The sequence below is a fragment of the Enterobacter sp. KB-221C9 genome (assembly GCF_041320715.1).
GTDB classification, from domain to species: domain Bacteria; phylum Pseudomonadota; class Gammaproteobacteria; order Enterobacterales; family Enterobacteriaceae; genus Enterobacter; species Enterobacter asburiae_D.
Genome location: NZ_JBGIWG010000002.1, coordinates 150,215 through 168,281, shown reverse-complemented (window position 1 = coordinate 168,281; position 18,067 = coordinate 150,215). Strand labels below are relative to the sequence as shown.

The window sequence follows — 18,067 nt, the reverse complement described above, 5'->3', positions numbered from 1 at the left end:
CTTATCAATACGTCCGGGATGCCCAAAACTCGGTCAGGCATTTCCAGGTCAGTTCCCGCGTTGAATGAAGTTGTAATCCCGCATGGTTCAGGCCAGATCCAATCCCAACCGATAGCATTCCCGCCGCGTTAATCGCCTCAACGCCTGCAGGTGCATCTTCGATGCCAATGGCCTCTTCAGGACGCACATTCAGGCCTGCACAGGCGGCGAGGAAGATCTCCGGGTCCGGCTTCGAACAGATAATCAGGGAGGCATCAGCACAAAAATCAAAAGCGTGCTGAATGCCCAGGGCACGCAATATGCCTGGGGCATTCAGGGAAACGGAGGCGAGCCCAATTTTGACGTTCGCCGCACGGATATCCGCCAGCACGTCGCGAATACCGGGAAGCAGTGAATCTTCCGTCAGTGACGCCAGAGACTGGACATAGAGCGTGTTTTTTTTCGTCGCCAGCGCGAGGCGCTGCTCATCGCTAAACATCCCCTCTTTCCCGCCATGCTTCAGGATGCGCTGAAGGGAATCCATACGGCTAATGCCCTTCAGCTGTTCGTTAAACACGTCGTCGAAGGTGATGCCGATCTCCTCCGCCACTGCACGCCAGGCTAAAAAATGGAGGTGTGCGGTATCGGTGATCACACCGTCCAGATCGAATACAACAGCCTTAAGCGTCATGGCGCACCTCCGTGGTAGCGGTCCCATTTACAGATGTAAGAAAGTCCTTATAGGCGCAAACTTTATGCCCCGATACGTGAAGCGTTTTGCCCCACAGCGTCAGCGTGGCAGGTGCCGAAGCTTCAATGGTTAACACCTCGTTTTCATACGTAAAATGCAGCGTTGCATTCCGCCAGCGCAGGGGGAAAGCAAGTCTTCGCCAGTGGGCCGGCAACCTGGGCGCAAGGTGCAGTTCCCCTTCCACTATCTGCATACCGGCAAAGCCCTGAATGACGCCGGACCAGATAGCGCCGGTCGCAGCGGCGTGAATCCCGTCATCGCAGCTGTGCGGGTCGTCCCCAAGGTCAATGGCGACGCCATCACGCCAGAAGGCGTAGGCACCCTCGGTGTTACCACAGCGGGCGGTCACAATGCCGTGAATGGCCTTGCTCAGCGAAGAGTCATGGATGGTGCGGAGCTCGTAGAACGCCAGATTGGCGGCACATTGCTGCGGGGTAAACCGCTCCGGCAACAGGTAGGTAAGCATCACCACATCAGCCTGCTTAAGGATCTGCATCTCGTTGACTTCCGCGCGGGAATAATCGAGCAGAATAGTCTGCTTACCCGCTTTCGCTTTATAGCGGCTCAGGTCAATGGCAGGTTTCGCCATGAAGGTATCATCCTGCGGGATCACACCGTCTGAATTGGCCTCCGGCAGCCATAAGCGCGTCAGGAACCGTGTGGCATTTTGCGTAAAACCGTCATCCTCGCGCCCAAACATCGCCATAAACCGGCGAGCGCAGGCAACGTTATGCCAGGCCAGATAGTTGGTATACGCGTTGTTGTTCACATGCTCGGTGTATTCGTCCGGTCCGATGACGTCATGGATTTCGAGACGGCCATCCATTTCCGTTGCGCGACCCATCCAGAACGTAGCGGTTTCCATCAGCAGCGTCAGGCCTTCATTTCGCATAAAGGCATCATCGTGCGTCGCCTGCCAGTAAGCGACGACGGCCCAGGCAATGTCCGCCACGATGTGGTGTTCCGCCAGCGCGGAGGCCACCTTCTGGCGCGTGCCGGTTCGGATGTTGATCGCCGCGAACTCTGGCGTCTCTTCCAGCCCGCTGGCGGCGCTTTCCCATGGGAATAACGCGCCGGGCCAGCCGTTGCGACGGGCTTTTTCCCGCGCACCGGCCAGGTTGAGCCAACGATAACGCAGCAGGCTACGGGCGATTTGGGGACGCGTGAAGAGATGGAAAGGCAGCAGGAAAATTTCGGTATCCCAGAAGATGTGGCCTTTATACCCCTCGCCCGTCAGCCCTTTGGCGGCGATACTGCTTCGCTCATCATGGGCAGGCGTCATGGTCGTCAAATGCCAGACGGCGTAATCCAGCGCCATCTGATCCTGATACTCCGTAGAGTCCACTTCCACCCGAGCGTTACGCCAAACCTCTTCCCAGGCATACGATGAACTCTCAAGCAACGCGTCGTAGCCTCTTGCCGCACAGACCTTAAGATCGGCCAGCGCGTTGCGAGCGAAAGAGGCCTGCGACAGTGCTTTATCACTGCGATGCGTCACCCAGACGATTTTCTCGAGCGTGACAGTGTCACCCTTCGCAATTTTCAGCGCATGATGAACGCTGAGACGACGGTTTTTGGCGGTGAAACAGCTGTCGCTCTTCGCAGAGAGCTGACAAAACGCCGAAACAACAATTTCTGACGCACGGTCCTGCGTTTCATACACGCCCTGCATGTATTGCTGGTCGAACACTCTGACCGACATTTCATCCAGATGCTGTCTGCCGCTGTTCGTTTGCGTTGCATCAATACCGGTCTTCAGCACGGCCTGCGTGGCGGCATCAAGCGGTGTGATCGAAAGCTGGATGGCCACCAGGGGCAACTGGTCAAGCGACACGAAACGACGACTTTCCAGGCGATAGCGTTTTCCGTCAGGCGAGCGCCAGACGACGCTGCGACGAAGTTCGCCATTGGCAAACGCCAGCTCGCGCTGCCACTCAAGAATGTCGCCTGACAGGAGCGTGAAATTGACGCCATCCAGCTCAACATCAATACCGGTGACATCCGGCAGATTGATCAGCTCAGTGGTCTCGTTACGACCCGCCTGATGATAGAGACCCGCAAGATACATGCCTCGGGTTTGCTGGGTGTAATCTTCTTCATGCGCAGCGCGGATCCCCATGTAGCCATTACCGCAGGCCATGATGGAGGCGTATTTATTCAGGCTGTGTGGACAAAAGCCCGGGTCGGTTAATACAGACACGTTTAGCATAACGTCACGCTTTCCCCTGTTTCTGCTGATTCATACAGCGCGGCGACAAGCTGCTGGATAACCAGCCCCTGCTCCGCATCAGCGATCATGACGGGTTCTCCCTGCACGTGGCGCACGAAGGCATCCATACTGCGCAGGTGGCGTTGGTCGTCCGCCTCTTCGCGCTGGGTAAGGGTTTGTAAAACACCGGCTTCGTCGTTATAGACGTGCGCCGGAAACAGCGTTGCCCCTGCCTTTTCACCGCAGAATGCGACGTTCATGATGGACTGTTCGCGAATGTTAAGCGCAAAGGAGGTATCCAGACGCAGAAGGCCACCGTTGCAGAATTCAATCGTGCCAAACAGGGCATCTTCCACGGTAAACTGCGTGGGATCCCACTCGCCAAACTGACCGGTACTTTTACGGTTTCCCAGCTTCCGGAAGCTATGCGCGGTCACCCGTTTTACCGCCGGGAACCCCAGAACATACATTGCGGCATCAAGCATATGGATGCCGATATCAATCAGTGGCCCACCGCCCTGTAGCGCTTTGTTGGTAAAGACGCCCCAGCCAGGAACCCCGCAGCGCCGTAGCGCCTGCGCCGTGGTGTAATAAATTTCCCCCAGCGCGCCCTTCATCACAGCCTCACGCAGCAGTTGCGTATCGAGAGCAAAACGATGGTGAAAATCATACGCCAGCACTTTTCCCGCCTTGCGCGCGGCCATGCGCATCCGATCGGCCTCCTGCGGCGTCATCGCGGGTGGTTTTTCACACATCACGTGGCAGCCCGCTTCCAGCGCAGCCATGACGTGCTCGAAGTGGAACCGGTTAGGCGAACAGACGCTCACCACATCCGGCTTAACCGCCTCGAACATTTCTCGCGCATCCTGCCATACAGAGGGAATACCATAACGTTCCGCGAACGCCTGTGCCTGCTCAAGGCGGCTGTCCATGACAGCCACCATCTGAACATCACTGCGCGTGGCGTAATACGAGGCATGCACTTTGTCCGCGACCTGCCCGGCACCAATAATGGCGACGCGCAGCGGCGAAGGTGTAGAAGCACTCATCACGCTCGTCATCCTTAGCATTCACGCAGATAAGTGAGCGAGTCCTGGTATGCCTGAGCCGGATCCTCGGCGCGCACACGGCACTCATACACTACGTAACCCTGGTAATTATCCGCACGCAGCTGCTCGAACAGGCTGGCAAAATCGAGGCTGCCGCTTCCCGGCTGATAGCGGTGGTTATCTGCAATGTGCACATGACCCAGCAGATCGCGGTGCTGATGCAGCGCATCCGTCAGAGAGTCTTCTTCGATGTTCATATGATAGAAATCGCCGATGATCTGCACGTGCTTCAGGCCGTTCTCTTCGATATAGCGGCGCGCGTCAGCCAGGGTGTTGATCATATGATCCTGATAGCGGTTCAGCGGCTCCAGGTAGACGGTCGTGCCGGTGCGAGCCGCCACCTCATCCAGCCAGCGCAGGGAGGCGCTTACGGCTTTGCGATCGCCGTCCAGGCTGCGCGGCGAGGTCATTGGTGGCAGACGGAAGGTAAACATTCCCCAGGCAGCAGGCACGATAATGCCCTTGCCGCCCACCTCAGCCAGTGCTTCCAGAATGCGCTCGATTTGCTTTAACCCGTTCAGACGACGTTCTTCGATAAAGTCGCCAATCCAGCCATCGTATCCACCGCAGGCCGTCGTCACCGGCAGACCGGTGGCTTTGATAGCGGCTTTTACGTCGTCGAGGTTTTCCACCAGCAGGCGGCCGTCAATTTCATAGCCATCAAAACCCATCGCTTTGATGTACTGGAATTTTTCCATGATGTTGGTTGGGAAAAAAGCCTGGTTTTGTGTTGCGATTTTCATGATGTGCTCTCCTTAGCTTAAAAAGTGACGCCCATTTTGATACTGAGTTCCGGGTGCTGATCGACATACTTCATATAGCTTTCCGGACTGGTGGTGAAGGTCACAACCGGATCGATCAGATCGTCACAATTGAGATAGCCGTTCATCAGCAGTTCCCAGCAGGTCTCTTCGATACGCTTGCGGCTCCAGCGCGGGTAGTCCGGGTTAGGTTCGCTACAGGCGCGGGAGAAGACAATCTTCGCGTTGTTAAAATGTGCTTCGCGGCCGAGGTTAAAGCCTTCCGCGAACGGTTTTGCGAAGGCTACGTAGGAGATGGTGCCGCCATAGGCCAGTCCGCGCAGCGCGGATTGCAGTGCATCCGCAAATCCGCTGGTTTCGATGATCACATCCGCACCCTGCTTACCGGTCAGCTTCTTAATTTCCAGCCCCACATCGGTACCGATTGGGTTCAGACAATGATCCGCACCGTGACGGCGCGCGATCTCGCAGCGGTGTTCGATAGGATCGACGCCGATAACGACGGACGCCCCGGCTTTTTTCGCCAGCTGAATCGCAATTTGCCCGATGGCCCCCAGACCGACTACGACCACAAAGTCGCCCACGCGGACGTTGGCATCACGGACGCCGCTCATGGCGAACTGCGCTGGATCGTAGCAAACGGCGTTTTTCCAGGACGCGCCCTGCGGCATTTTGCGCAGCTTGTAGTTATTAACCGCGTTAACGATGACCGTCTCCTGCAACGGACCGTAGCAGCAGACGCGATCGCCTGTCTGGTATTCCGTCACGTCTGCGCCGCATTCGATAATGTCGCCAACAATCATGTTGCCCAGTTGGAACTTACCGAATTCGATACCGCGCGCGGCCCCCTCTTCACGCGGCGTGAACATCTGCCACTCTGCGTTGAACTCTTCATCAATAAACGGGCTTGCCGCGCGGAAATCCACCACTTCGGTACCGTGTTTCGGCGCGCCAAAGCGGGCCCGAATTTTCACTTCATGAACCGCAACCGGACGATCTTCATACTCCACCAGCGCCGCCACACGAGGCGCTGTCGCAACTAATTTTTTCATGACTGACTCCTTGTTAAAATTGGCCGCCTCAGCCCTTCACGCCACCGGCGGTCAAACCACTTTTAATAAAACGTTCAGACAGGGCGTACATGATGACCACCGGAAGCGCCGTCACCAGCGATGCCGCCATCATGCGACCCCAGATATAATCTGGCGTGCTAAAGAGCGTGTTCAGCCCGACCGGCAAGGTGAAATTGCTGGCGCTGGACAGGAAAATGGACGCAAACAGATAGTCGTTCCACGCCACCATGAAGCAGTAGACAAACACCGATACGAGCCCGGAAATCGCCAGTGGTACGGTGATGCGGAAGATGATTTGCAGGCGGTTCAGGCCGTCCATCATCGCGGCTTCTTCGATTTCGTCCGGGATGGTGTCGAAATAGCTGCGCAGCATGAACACCGCTGTCGGTAACGTTTGGGTCACCATGGTGATAATCAGCGCCAGCTCGGTGTCGTAGATCCCAAGGGCCGTGATGATTTTGAACAGCGGCACCACCAGCAATATCCCGGAGAACATGTAGACGGTGTAAAAACTCGCATTGATCGTCGTGCGGCCCTTAAAACGCAGTTTGGATAAAGCGTAAGCCCCCAGCGTGCCGAGAAACACAGCAATCACCGAGGAGGTCAACGACACCACCATGCTGTTTTTGAAATAGTCCACAAACGGGAAAATCAGCGGGTTAAAGATGTCGACGTAATGCTGCAGCGTCCACGCCTGCGGCAATATGGTCGGGTTAAGCGATATCGCCTCTTTCGCACTCTTAAACGACGTCATTAGCATCACGAAGAACGGGAACAGCGTGATGACCAGAAACACCGCCAGCCCAAGATAAAAACCAATACGGCTCAGTACGCGTTTATTTGTTGCCATTGAGGTTTACCCTTTTTCTGGTCAGCAGAATCACCGCGAAGATGATCACGAACAGCACGACGGAAATCGCCGCAGCCTTACCCAAATCATTGAAAGCGAATGCCGTTTTGTAGAGATAGACGCCCAAAATATCGACCTTGGTAGTCAACAGGTAGACATCCGCAAACATGTAGAACATCCAGATAGTGCGGAGCGTCACCACCGTTGCCAGCACCGGCATAATCGCGGGCAGCGTGACGATTCGAAAACGCTGCCAGGCATTCGCGCCGTCCATTTCAGCCGCTTCATACAGCGACTTATCAATGGTCTGCAAAATCGCCAGGAACGAAATGAACGCGTACGGGAAGTAACGCCAGATGGCGAACAGCACCACCAGTACAAAACTGCTGCCAGGATTGTCGAACCACAGGGGCGCCTGGTCATACAGATGCAGCAGGTCAACGCCCAGATAGTTCACAATGCCGTAGCCGTTGTTGAACATGTATTTCCATGCAAACACCAGCGAAATGGACGGGGTGACGTAGGACAAAATCACCAGTGAACGTGCCGTTTTCCGCAGACGAAACTCACGGTTAAAGAAGACCGCAACAGCCAGCCCCAACCCCGTGCTGCCGATCACCACCAGCGCGGTGTACCAGAACGTCATCCACAGCGAGTGCCAGAACGCAGCATCCCCGAGAATGCGGATGTAGTTATCGAGCCCGACGAACACCGCATCAATACGCGGGTTAAGCGGCAGTCGTAAAAAACTGATTTCAATATTGGAAATCATTGGCCAGGCCACCAGGCCCCCAGCAAAATCAGGCTGGGGGCCAACAGCAGCATGGCGAAAGGCATATCTGAACGACCAGAAAACAACGTCTTCATAATTTCCTTCCGCAGAGCGCTCCTATCGTTGTGAAATCAGATCAGTCAGCCGCTTCTGGCTGTCACTAAGCGTGTTGCTGAGATCGTGTTTTCCCACCGTGACGTTATGCACCATGGAACTGATAATGCCGGACCCGGTTACATCGCCCATGCGTGTGAAGTTTTTGTCGCCCACGGCGCCAAAGACCTGCACATTCGGGAACTGCGCAATCAGTTCGTAAGGCAGTTGCCCAAACGCTTTAATCACATCGTTGTTTTTCCAGGTATCGGTGCCCACCACCAGCTTGTTCACCGGCAGTGCCGCGCCAGGCGACATCATGACCCAGTCGGTTGCGTTTTGAGCCTGCTCCATCCAGGTGACAAACTTTTCAGCCGCCTGAGTTTCTTCTTCGGTTTGACCGGTGGTAATCGTCAGCGACGTGACCATGCCGTAAACAGCAGAAGATGTTTCTGTTGGGACGACGAAGCCCAGGTTGGCAGGGTTTCCATCCTGGAAGACCGCCGGCAGGATGTAGGTGGAATAAACCGCCATCGGCGCGGAACCGTTCATGAAGGCATCTTTGATCTCCATGACGTCGTTTGAACCCGGCATAGTGGTCGCGGCAAGGGCTTTATAAAACGCCAGGGCTTTTGCCATTTCAGGGGTTTCAATGTTGACGTCCCCATTGGCATCAAAAACGTTCGCGCCGCCGGAAAGCGCAAACTGGGAGAACGCCTGCTCTGTCATCACGCTTTCCGCGGTAGGCAGCGCAATGCCGTAACGTTTTTTAGCCGGGTTGTTAAGGCTCTGGCTGGCTTTCAGCAGCTGTTCCCAGTTATGCGGCTCCTGGATACCCGCCGCAGCAAGCACATCTTTGTGATACCAGACGCCGGATAGCCAGGCACTGACTGGCACCCCCGTCCAGGCAGAACCGTCTTCCGTACGAACAACACGCAAAATGCCGTCATAGAAGGTGTTTTCGCCTACTGCTTTAATGGCTTCACCGATAGCCTTGCGATCGAGCAGTTGCTCTTTGTCCATGACTTTCGCGTAGTCATGGCTGACTTCTATCACCTCAGGCAGCGCGCCCGTTCTGGCGAGCGTAATGACCTTGGTGTTGTAGGCATCCTCTTCTACCGGCACCTGTTTCACCGTGATGCCAGGGTTCTCTTTCTCGAATTTTTCGATCAGCTTCGTGATAACCGCCTGACGCTCCTGCTCGACCGATGAGTGCATAAACTCAATGGTGACAGCAGACTTTTTGTCATCCTTGCAGCCTGATAATAAGGCGCACGAAACCAGTGCTGATATCAGCACAATTCTGGGCATTTTCATTTTTAAGGTCCTTTTTAGTTTTCTTTAATCCACAACACCTGCCATGGATGTAGGGTCAGCGTTTTATCTGTAATATTTTCTCCGGTAATCAACTCCGCCCCGGACTGAATATCGGATTCCACCGTTTGAATACCATCGCTGAAATTAAACAACGCCGTTATTCTCTCGCCACAATCCGCAATACGAACGATTTTTAAAATATGTTCACCACACGCGCTAAAATAAGCCTCACTGTCAGGGTGGAAGGCTTTTTCCGCCCGACGCAGCGAGATTAGCTGACTTAACGCGCAATATACCTGATAACGAAGGCTATTTTTATCTTCAAGCGCGCTATCAATTTGTCCTGCAGTGTATTTCTCACGATTTATTGCGCGATTGTATCCCAGGCGTTCAACACCTGTATAATCATTACGCGAGCCGAGAATACTCTGGATATAAACCGCAGGCACCCCGGGGAAGCTTAAGAGGACGGCATGCGCCAGAATAAATCGGGAAATCCGATGGCTATCAAGGCTGTCACGCGTACTTAATGCATCCAGATAGGTCACGTTAATTTCATAAGGGCTGCGTGTACCATCCGGGTTATTTTTCCAGTTAACCAACGCCCCTTCAGCCTGAAGTTTCTCCACCAGTGAGAGGATTTCCGACTCAGGTAAAATGCCGCGTAACGGATTCAGACCAATCCCGTCATGCGAGGCCAGGAAGTTAAACCAGGTGGTTTTCGTGGAAGGCAGCGTCAGCGACGCTGCCCACTGGCTCAGCGTCCGGACGTCCTGACAATGCACGGCATGCAGCACCAGCGGAGGCAATGAGAACTGATAAACCATCTGCGCTTCATTTTCACCGTCACCGAAGTAAGCAACGTTATCTTTGTGCGGAACGTTCGTCTCGGTGATAATCACCGTCCCCGGGGCGACAGCCTCGGTAATGGCGCGGAAAAGCTGGATGAGCTGGTGGGTTTGCTCGAGGTGGATGCAGTTTGTTCCGGGTATTTTCCACATGAAGCCCACAGCATCCAGACGAATGTAACGCGCCCCTTCAATCAGGTAATGCAGCAGCACGTCGACCATCGCAATCAGCACCTGCGGAGAGGCGAAATTGAGATCAACCTGGTCCTCGCTGAAGGTGGTCCACAGGTGTCGTACGCTGCCATCATGCAGCGTGAAAGGCGTAAGAAGCGGTAAGGCGCGCGGACGCGTCACTGCGGATAAGTCTGTTTCAGGATCGACAGAAATAAAGAAATCGTCATATCCTGGCGTTTGCTTCAGATAATTAGCGAACCATTTGCTTTTAGCTGACATGTGGTTGCAGACGAAATCAAACATTAAGCTGGTTGACTGTTTTAATTCAGCGACATCTCGCCACGTACCCGTTTCAGGTGCAACCTCATGATAATCAATAACTGAAAACCCGTCGTCCGAAGACCACGGATAAAAAGGCAAGAGATGGACATGAGAAAAAGAATGAGAAAGCCATTTGTTATAAAAACGTGTAAAAACTGGTAGCGCCTTCTCCCCTTTCGCTGAAAACTGATCGGCATAGGTAATCAGAACAACATCTTTTTCATCCCAGGCCATCTTACGTTTTTCTGTAATAACAGAAGCGGCCTTTCCGATATTTTCCAGCAGCACATTAAGATGGGCTTCAGAAAATGTTTCCCCGTAAACAAGATTAATCAATTCTTTAATTTTTGTATTCATTTCACTTTCCATGGTAGCGGTCCCACGAAGTGGCAATCTACTCCCATGGAAAATATCTGTCAACGGACCAGGGAGGAGAAAAAGGTGTTTGCAAAGCAGCTCAGCGCAATATTGTGAGCTGCCGCAAAAAAAGCACGGGGAAAAGAGAAAATGCGGTTAACCGTCGCCAGTCCCTCTCCCGGAAGGGAAAGGGCTAACGCCAGCGGGAATTATTGGGATAAGTAGCGGCGTGAAAGCCGTTTTGCCACCTTTTGCAACAGCGGTTCGAGCGCCACGGCCAGCACCATTCTGACCGGCTTACGGGCAACGGATTTTATCGCCCAACCCGCCACACCTGCCGGGCCGAACCGTAATGCGGTCAGCAGGACCAGTTTGCCTGCGATTTTCAGGCCGGGTTTTACCTTCTGACCGGCCTGTTGCCAGTGTTGTTTCATCTCATCTCTCTCTTAAAGCTGACGAAAACGACTTCTCAGCGTAAAGGTATCCGACGTGACATAGCGTTCCATTTCCCGTAGCCGCTTCTCACCGGCGGCGAGTTGCTCATCAACCGCATTGAGAAGATCGCTGCTGGTGGGGGCACCTTCCGCAGCCAGTTCTCCTTCCGGCATCGGGTCAAGAACAAACGACAGGACGATATAAGCCACCAGGGTAATAAATGCCAGACCAAAGAAGATCGATAGCACCGTGACCACGCGTACCAGTTTAACCGGGACATCAAGATAATGAGCCAGCCCGGCACAAACGCCGCGCACCATGCCCTGCTGTGGGATACGCCACAACTTTTTATTCAGATTCAGTCCAGACATTAACGGTCCCTCCAGTTTGGATGTTCGGCATCCAGGATGGCTTCCAGCGCCTGAATGCGTTCGCGCATTTTGTTCGCCTCATCGGAGAGCTGTACCAGACGCTGTTGTTCACTCTGGGAAAGTTCGCCCCGTGAAGAACGGTTGCTGTAGTGCAGCCATAGCCAAATCGGCAAAACGAACAGCACGAAAATTGTCAGGGGAATGGCCAGAAAAAGCGCGCTCATGTGTACTCCTTGTCTTACGATGCGGCACGCTCAGGTGCCGCAGGAATTATTATTGGTTGTCTTGCTTCATTTTGGCTTTCAGTGCCGCCAGCTGTTCGCTGATTTCATCATCGGCCTTAAGATCGGCAAACTGTTGATCCAGCGACTTCTGCTTACCGATGCCGTGGCTTTCGGCTTCGGCTTCCATATGGTCGATGCGACGTTCAAACGATTCAAAACGCGCCATCGCTTCATCAAGCTTACCGCTGTCCAGCTGACGACGCACGTCGCGGGAAGAGCTAGCCGCCTGGTGACGCAGGGTCAGCGCCTGCTGACGCGCGCGGGTTTCGCTCAGTTTGTTTTCAAGCTCACCAATCTCTTTCTTCATACGGGTGAGCGTGTCATCCACCAGCGTCACTTCATGCTCGAGCGTAGCGACCATATCGGCCAGCTTCTGTTTTTCGATCAGCGCCGCACGGGCCAGATCCTCTTTGTCCTTGCGCAGCGCAAGTTCCGCTTTTTCCTGCCATTCGTTCAGCTGAGCGGTAGCTTGTTCAATACGACGCGAAAGCTGTTTTTTCTCCGCCAGCGCGCGGGCGGAGGTAGAACGCACTTCCACCAGCGTGTCTTCCATCTCCTGAATCATCAGACGTACCAGCTTCTGCGGATCTTCCGCTTTCTCAAGCAGTGAGTTGATGTTGGCGTTCACGATGTCGGCAAAACGAGAAAAAATACCCATAATCTAATCCTCATAGTTCTGTTATCGGGCTATGCCCTGCTGTACAGATAATACAAACATCATGCCAACTTTTTATCTTATTGATTTAACAGAGACTGATTGATTTTCATGCAGTGAAGCACTACTCTTACCTGGTGAATATCGCTAAGGAGTGGTTAATTTCATCATGCCTGGATACAAAGACAATTTACTCGGTGAAGCAAACAGTTTTCTGGAAGTGCTGGAACAGGTCTCTCGCCTGGCGCCGCTCGATAAACCGGTGCTGATCGTCGGTGAACGCGGAACGGGGAAGGAGCTGATAGCCAACCGTCTGCATTATTTATCCGGGCGCTGGGATGGCCCCTTCATTTCCCTTAACTGCGCGGCGCTGAATGAAAACCTGCTCGACACCGAGCTCTTCGGCCATGAAGCGGGTGCGTTTACCGGTGCCCAGAAACGCCACCCCGGACGCTTTGAGCGCGCCGACGGCGGTACGCTGTTTCTTGATGAACTGGCCACCGCCCCCATGCTGGTGCAGGAAAAACTGCTGCGCGTGATTGAGTACGGTGAGCTGGAACGCGTCGGCGGTAGCCAGCCGCTGCAGGTTAACGTGCGCCTGGTGTGCGCCACGAACGCCAACCTGCCGGAGATGGTGGCGGAGGAGAAATTCCGTGCCGACCTGCTTGACCGCCTGGCCTTTGACGTCGTTCAGCTTCCTCCGCTGCGCGAGCGCAAAAGCGACATCATGCTGCTGGCAGACCAGTTTGCGATTCAGATGTGCCGCGAGCTCGGGCTGCCGCTGTTCCCCGGCTTCAGCGATTATGCGCAGGAGACGCTGCTTGCTTACCACTGGCCGGGAAATATCCGTGAACTGAAAAACGTCGTGGAACGTTCCGTCTATCGTCACGGCAGCAGCGAGACGGAGCTGGACAACATCATTATCGATCCTTTTCAGCGCAGTGCATCGCCGCTGTCCGCACCGCCGTCCTCAGGCGATGTCCCCTCTCTCCCCCTTGATTTACGCCAGTTCCAGAACGACCAGGAGAAACAGCTGCTGGAACAAAGCCTGAAGGCGGCGAAATATAACCAGAAACGGGCGGCTGAACTGCTGGGGCTGACCTACCATCAGTTAAGGGCATTGCTCAAAAAGCATCAAATGCGCTGACAATATCAGCACTTACCCGCAGACATTTTTACGAAGCAGGCGTAAGTGCGATACACTTTGCAGATCGAACCTAAAAACCTTAAAAATTATGCGTCTGGTTTTATCGTCCTTTTTTGCACTCGGTCTGTTTAGCAGCCTGGCTTTTGCTGCGCCCGGGCAAACTCCACAGCCTGACATTCGTGACAGCGGCTTCGTCTATTGCGTAAGCGGCCAGGTGGATACCTTCAACCCGCAAAAAGCGGGCAGCGGCCTGATCGTGGATACCCTGGCCGCGCAGCTTTACGACCGTCTGCTTGATGTTGACCCATACACCTACCGTCTGGTGCCTGAGCTTGCGGAAAGCTGGGAAGTGCTGGATAACGGCGCAACCTACCGTTTTCACCTACGCAATGACGTCGCATTTCAGCGTACACCGTGGTTTACCCCCACGCGCAAGCTGAACGCGGATGACGTCGTCTTCACCTTCCAGCGTATCTTTAACCGCAACCATCCTTGGCATAACGTTAACGGCAGCAACTTCCCCTATTTCGACAGCCTGCAGTTTGCCGACACCGTCAAAAGCGTGCGTAAGCTGGATAACCGGACGGTCGAATTTACGCTGACGCGCCCGGATGCCTCCTTCCTCTGGCACCTGGCGACTCACTATGCGTCAGTCATGTCCGCTGAGTACGCGGCAAACCTGACGAAAAAGGATCGTCAGGAGTTAATCGATCGTCAGCCGGTCGGCACCGGTCCCTTCCAGCTGGCCGAATACCGCGCCGGGCAATATATTCGTCTGCAGCGCCATGAGCATTTCTGGCGCGGCACCCCGCTGATGCCGCAGGTGGTTGTCGATCTCGGCTCTGGCGGAACAGGACGTCTGTCGAAACTGCTCACCGGGGAATGCGACGTGCTCGCCTGGCCCGCTGCCAGCCAGCTCACCATTTTGCGCGACGATCCGCGTCTGCGCCTGACGTTACGCCCCGGCATGAATATCGCTTATCTGGCCTTTAACACGGATAAGCCGCCGTTGAATAACCCTGCCGTGCGCCACGCTCTGGCGCTGGCGATTAACAACCAGCGTTTGATGCAGTCGATCTACTACGGCACGGCGGAGACCGCCGCCTCAATTTTACCGCGCGCCTCGTGGGCCTATGACGGTGAAGCTAAAATTACGGAATACAATCCGGCAAAAGCGCGTGAACAGCTTAAAGCGCTGGGGGCGGAAAACCTCACGCTGCAGCTTTGGGTGCCAACCAGTTCCCAGGCGTGGAACCCGAGCCCGCTCAAGACCGCCGAACTGCTGCAGGCGGATATGGCGCAGGTGGGCGTCAAAGTGATCATCGTACCGGTTGAGGGCCGTTTCCAGGAGGCGCGCCTGATGGACATGAATCATGATTTAACCCTGACCGGCTGGGCGACCGACAGTAACGATCCGGACAGCTTCTTCCGGCCGCTGCTGAGCTGTGCGGCGATAAACTCGCAGACCAACTACGCCCACTGGTGTAACCGGGAGTTTGACGCCGTGCTGCAAAAAGCGCTGGCTTCCCAGCAGCTGGCCTCGCGTATTGACGCCTATGATGAAGCGCAGAAGATCCTTGCCCAGGAACTGCCGGTGCTGCCGCTGGCCTCTTCCCTGCGTCTTCAGGCCTATCGTTATGATATTAAAGGTCTGGTGCTGAGTCCGTTTGGCAACGCCTCGTTCGCCGGCGTGTCGCGTGAAAAAGAACAAGAGGTGAAAAAACCATGATTATTTTTACCTTACGTCGGCTCCTTTTGCTGCTGGTGACGCTCTTTTTCCTGAACTTTGTCGGCTTCAGCCTGAGCTATTTCACGCCCCACGCCCCGCTCCAGGGGTCGTCGCTATGGGATGCCTGGCTCTTCTGGTTTAACGGGCTGCTGCACTGGGATTTCGGCGTGTCCAGCATTAACGGGCAGCTCATTTCCGAGCAGCTGAAAGAGGTGTTCCCGGCCACGATGGAGCTGTGCATTCTGGCCTTCGGCTTTGCCCTGATGGTTGGCATTCCTGTGGGCATGCTGGCCGGGATCTATCGCAATAAATGGCAGGATAAGTTTATCAGCGCCCTCGCCCTGCTCGGCTTTTCAATCCCGGTTTTCTGGCTGGCGCTGCTGCTGACGCTTTTCTTCTCGCTGACGATGGGCTGGCTGCCGGTTTCGGGTCGTTTTGACCTGCTCTATACGGTTAAAACGGTGACGGGTTTTGCCATCATCGACGCGTGGCTGTCCGACTCGATGTGGCGCCATGAGATGATCGTCAGCGCCCTGCGCCATATGGTATTGCCGGTGCTGACGCTGGCGGTTGCGCCAACGACCGAAGTGATCCGCCTGATGCGCCTGAGCACTATTGAGGTATTTGACCAGAACTACGTCAAAGCCGCCGCCACGCGCGGGTTGTCACGCCTGACCATACTGCGCCGCAACGTCCTGCACAATGCGCTGCCGCCGGTTATTCCGCGTCTGGGATTACAGTTTTCCACCATGCTGACGCTGGCAATGATCACCGAGATGGTCTTTAGCTGGCCAGGCCTGGGGCGATGGCTGATTAACGCCATCCGCCAGCAGGACTACGCCGCTATTTCTGCGGGTGTGATGGTGATTGGTTCACTGGTCATTATTGTTAACGTGTTGTCCGATATTCTGGGTGCCATGGCCAACCCATTGAAGCATAAGGAATGGTATGCCTTACGATAGCGTATACAGTGAAAAGCGCACGCCTGGTGTGCTGCGCACCGTGTGGCGTAAATTCTATGGTGATACCACGGCAATGATCGGCCTTTACGGCTGTGCCGGCCTGGCGTTGCTTTGCGTCTTTGGCTCGTGGTTTGCGCCGTATGGCATCGACCAGCAGTTCCTTGGCTATCAGCTGCTGCCGCCGTCCTGGTCGCGCTACGGCGAAGTCTCTTTCTTCCTGGGAACGGACGACCTCGGACGTGACGTGTTGAGCCGCCTGCTGAGCGGTGCTGCCCCGACGGTGGGCGGCGCATTTGTGGTGACGCTCGCGGCAACGATCTGTGGGCTGGCGCTCGGTATTTTTGCGGGATCTACGCATGGCCTGCGTTCGGCGGTGCTTAACCACATTCTGGATACGCTGCTGTCGATTCCGTCTCTGCTGCTGGCGATCATTGTTGTTGCCTTTGCCGGTCCGCATCTGTCGCATGCCATGTTCGCCGTCTGGCTGGCTATCCTGCCCCGCATCGTGCGCTCGGTTTACAGCATGGTGCATGATGAGCTGGAAAAAGAGTACGTCGTTGCAGCGCGTCTGGACGGCGCGACGACCTTCAACATTCTGTGGTTTGCCGTGCTGCCAAACATCGCCGCCGGGCTGGTCACTGAGATCACCCGCGCCCTGTCGATGGCGATCCTGGACATCGCGGCGCTCGGCTTCCTCGACCTCGGCGCGCAGCTGCCGTCGCCCGAATGGGGCGCGATGCTCGGCGACGCGCTGGAACTCATCTACGTGGCTCCGTGGACGGTCATGCTGCCTGGTGCGGCCATTATGGTGAGCGTGCTGCTCGTCAACCTGCTGGGCGACGGTATTCGCCGTGCAATCAACGCGGGGGTGCAATAATGCCGCTTCTTGATATTCGCAACCTCACCATCGAATTCAAAACCGGTGAAGGCTGGGTTAAAGCCGTCGATCGCATCAGTATTACCCTCGCGGAGGGTGAAATTCGCGGGCTGGTAGGTGAATCCGGCTCAGGCAAAAGTCTGATAGCCAAGGCTATCTGCGGCGTGGCGAAAGACAACTGGCGCGTGACGGCAGACCGTATGCGTTTTGATGATATCGATCTGCTGCGCCTCTCCCCCCGCGAACGGCGCAAGCTGGTCGGGCATAACGTCTCGATGATTTTCCAGGAGCCGCAGTCCTGTCTCGACCCGTCCGAGCGCGTGGGTAAACAGCTCATGCAGAACATTCCCGGGTGGACCTATAAAGGCCGCTGGTGGCAACGCGTTGGCTGGCGTAAGCGTCGCGCCATCGAGCTTTTACACCGCGTCGGGATCAAAGATCACAAAGATGCGATGCGCAGCTTCCCTTACGAGCTGACCGACGGCGAATGCCAGAAAGTGATGATTGCCATCGCGCTGGCAAATCAGCCGCGTTTGCTGATTGCGGATGAGCCCACCAACGCGATGGAACCCACCACGCAGGCGCAAATTTTCCGCCTGCTGTCGCGTCTCAACCAAAATAACAACACCACCATTTTGCTGATCAGCCATGACCTGCAAATGCTCAGCAAATGGGCGGATAAAATTGACGTGATGTACTGCGGGCAAACGGTCGAAACTGCGCCGAGTGAAGATCTGATCACCGCGCCGCATCATCCATACACGCAGGCGCTTATCCGCGCCATTCCGGATTTTGGCAGCGCCATGCCGCATAAAAGCCGCCTGAATACCCTGCCGGGGGCGATTCCGCTGCTGGAATCACTGCCGATAGGCTGTCGTCTGGGGCCGCGGTGCCCCTATGCTCAGCGTAAATGTATTGAGACGCCACGCCTGACCGGGGCCAAAAATCATCTTTACGCCTGTCATTTCCCGCTGAACATGGAGAGAGAGTGAA

The 18,067-nt window shown here is 55.2% G+C and carries 17 protein-coding genes and 1 pseudogene; 5 read left to right on the top strand and 13 right to left on the bottom strand.

Annotated features, from left to right (window positions below; genetic code table 11):
- Window positions 1–4: 4 nt before the first annotated feature.
- The 13 genes and pseudogenes from pgmB to pspA form a co-directional block, all read right to left on the bottom strand.
- The gene (gene pgmB / locus AB8846_RS02895; RefSeq protein ID WP_370731966.1) at window positions 5–670 is read right to left on the bottom strand and encodes a beta-phosphoglucomutase; all 666 of its coding nucleotides are present in this window, start codon (window positions 668–670) and stop codon (window positions 5–7) included.
- A complete protein-coding gene (locus tag AB8846_RS02890; RefSeq protein ID WP_370731965.1) occupies window positions 660–2,939 on the bottom strand; it encodes a glycoside hydrolase family 65 protein in 2,280 nt (759 codons plus the stop codon). Before AB8846_RS02890 ends, pgmB begins: the two co-directional genes overlap by 11 nt.
- Window positions 2,933–3,991, bottom strand: a complete 1,059-nt coding sequence (locus tag AB8846_RS02885; protein WP_331412140.1) for a Gfo/Idh/MocA family oxidoreductase — start codon at window positions 3,989–3,991, stop codon at window positions 2,933–2,935. The genes AB8846_RS02890 and AB8846_RS02885 overlap by 7 nt, the downstream gene beginning before the upstream one ends.
- A gap of 11 nt (window positions 3,992–4,002) precedes the next feature.
- Window positions 4,003–4,791 carry a sugar phosphate isomerase/epimerase family protein gene (locus tag AB8846_RS02880; RefSeq protein WP_331412139.1) on the bottom strand — a complete coding sequence of 263 codons (789 nt, stop codon included), beginning with the start codon at window positions 4,789–4,791 and terminating at the stop codon, window positions 4,003–4,005.
- A 17-nt stretch (window positions 4,792–4,808) separates the two neighbouring features.
- Window positions 4,809–5,861: a zinc-binding alcohol dehydrogenase gene (locus AB8846_RS02875; RefSeq protein ID WP_331412138.1), complete on the bottom strand. Its 1,053-nt coding sequence runs from the start codon at window positions 5,859–5,861 to the stop codon at window positions 4,809–4,811.
- Between the two features lie 28 nt (window positions 5,862–5,889).
- Entirely contained in the window at window positions 5,890–6,732 is an 843-nt protein-coding gene (locus AB8846_RS02870) for a carbohydrate ABC transporter permease (RefSeq protein ID WP_023335920.1), read from the bottom strand.
- Window positions 6,719–7,599 (bottom strand): annotated as a pseudogene (locus AB8846_RS02865) (carbohydrate ABC transporter permease). The gene AB8846_RS02870 and the pseudogene AB8846_RS02865 overlap by 14 nt, the downstream one beginning before the upstream one ends.
- Window positions 7,600–7,621: 22 nt before the next feature.
- The gene (locus AB8846_RS02860; RefSeq protein ID WP_370731964.1) at window positions 7,622–8,914 is read right to left on the bottom strand and encodes an ABC transporter substrate-binding protein; all 1,293 of its coding nucleotides are present in this window, start codon (window positions 8,912–8,914) and stop codon (window positions 7,622–7,624) included.
- A gap of 14 nt (window positions 8,915–8,928) precedes the next feature.
- Window positions 8,929–10,626, bottom strand: coding sequence for a sugar phosphorylase (locus AB8846_RS02855; RefSeq protein WP_370731963.1), 1,698 nt, complete (start codon window positions 10,624–10,626; stop codon window positions 8,929–8,931).
- Between the two features lie 197 nt (window positions 10,627–10,823).
- Window positions 10,824–11,048, bottom strand: coding sequence for a phage shock protein PspD (gene pspD, locus AB8846_RS02850; RefSeq protein WP_023312043.1), 225 nt, complete (start codon window positions 11,046–11,048; stop codon window positions 10,824–10,826).
- A 12-nt stretch (window positions 11,049–11,060) separates the two neighbouring features.
- Window positions 11,061–11,420: an envelope stress response membrane protein PspC gene (gene pspC / locus AB8846_RS02845; RefSeq protein ID WP_023617934.1), complete on the bottom strand. Its 360-nt coding sequence runs from the start codon at window positions 11,418–11,420 to the stop codon at window positions 11,061–11,063.
- Entirely contained in the window at window positions 11,420–11,644 is a 225-nt protein-coding gene (gene pspB, locus AB8846_RS02840; protein WP_023312045.1) for an envelope stress response membrane protein PspB, read from the bottom strand. Before pspB ends, pspC begins: the two co-directional genes overlap by 1 nt.
- Window positions 11,645–11,693: 49 nt before the next feature.
- Window positions 11,694–12,362 (bottom strand): phage shock protein PspA, encoded by a 669-nt coding sequence (gene pspA / locus AB8846_RS02835; RefSeq protein ID WP_063145071.1) that lies wholly within the window; start codon window positions 12,360–12,362, stop codon window positions 11,694–11,696.
- A gap of 166 nt (window positions 12,363–12,528) precedes the next feature.
- On the opposite strand from pspA, the gene pspF reads away from it, so the two are divergent.
- The 5 genes from pspF (at window position 12,529) to sapD (ending at window position 18,066) form a co-directional block, all read left to right on the top strand.
- Complete coding sequence (gene pspF / locus AB8846_RS02830; protein ID WP_370731962.1) at window positions 12,529–13,506, top strand: phage shock protein operon transcriptional activator; 978 nt, start codon at window positions 12,529–12,531, stop codon at window positions 13,504–13,506.
- Between the two features lie 88 nt (window positions 13,507–13,594).
- A complete protein-coding gene (gene sapA / locus AB8846_RS02825) occupies window positions 13,595–15,235 on the top strand; it encodes an ABC transporter substrate-binding protein SapA (RefSeq protein ID WP_370731961.1) in 1,641 nt (546 codons plus the stop codon).
- Window positions 15,232–16,197 (top strand): putrescine export ABC transporter permease SapB, encoded by a 966-nt coding sequence (sapB, locus tag AB8846_RS02820; protein ID WP_063145068.1) that lies wholly within the window; start codon window positions 15,232–15,234, stop codon window positions 16,195–16,197. The genes sapA and sapB overlap by 4 nt, the downstream gene beginning before the upstream one ends.
- Entirely contained in the window at window positions 16,184–17,074 is an 891-nt protein-coding gene (sapC, locus tag AB8846_RS02815; protein ID WP_063145067.1) for a putrescine export ABC transporter permease SapC, read from the top strand. Before sapB ends, sapC begins: the two co-directional genes overlap by 14 nt.
- Complete coding sequence (gene sapD, locus AB8846_RS02810) at window positions 17,074–18,066, top strand: putrescine export ABC transporter ATP-binding protein SapD (RefSeq protein ID WP_008501228.1); 993 nt, start codon at window positions 17,074–17,076, stop codon at window positions 18,064–18,066. Before sapC ends, sapD begins: the two co-directional genes overlap by 1 nt.
- Window position 18,067 lies beyond the last annotated feature (1 nt).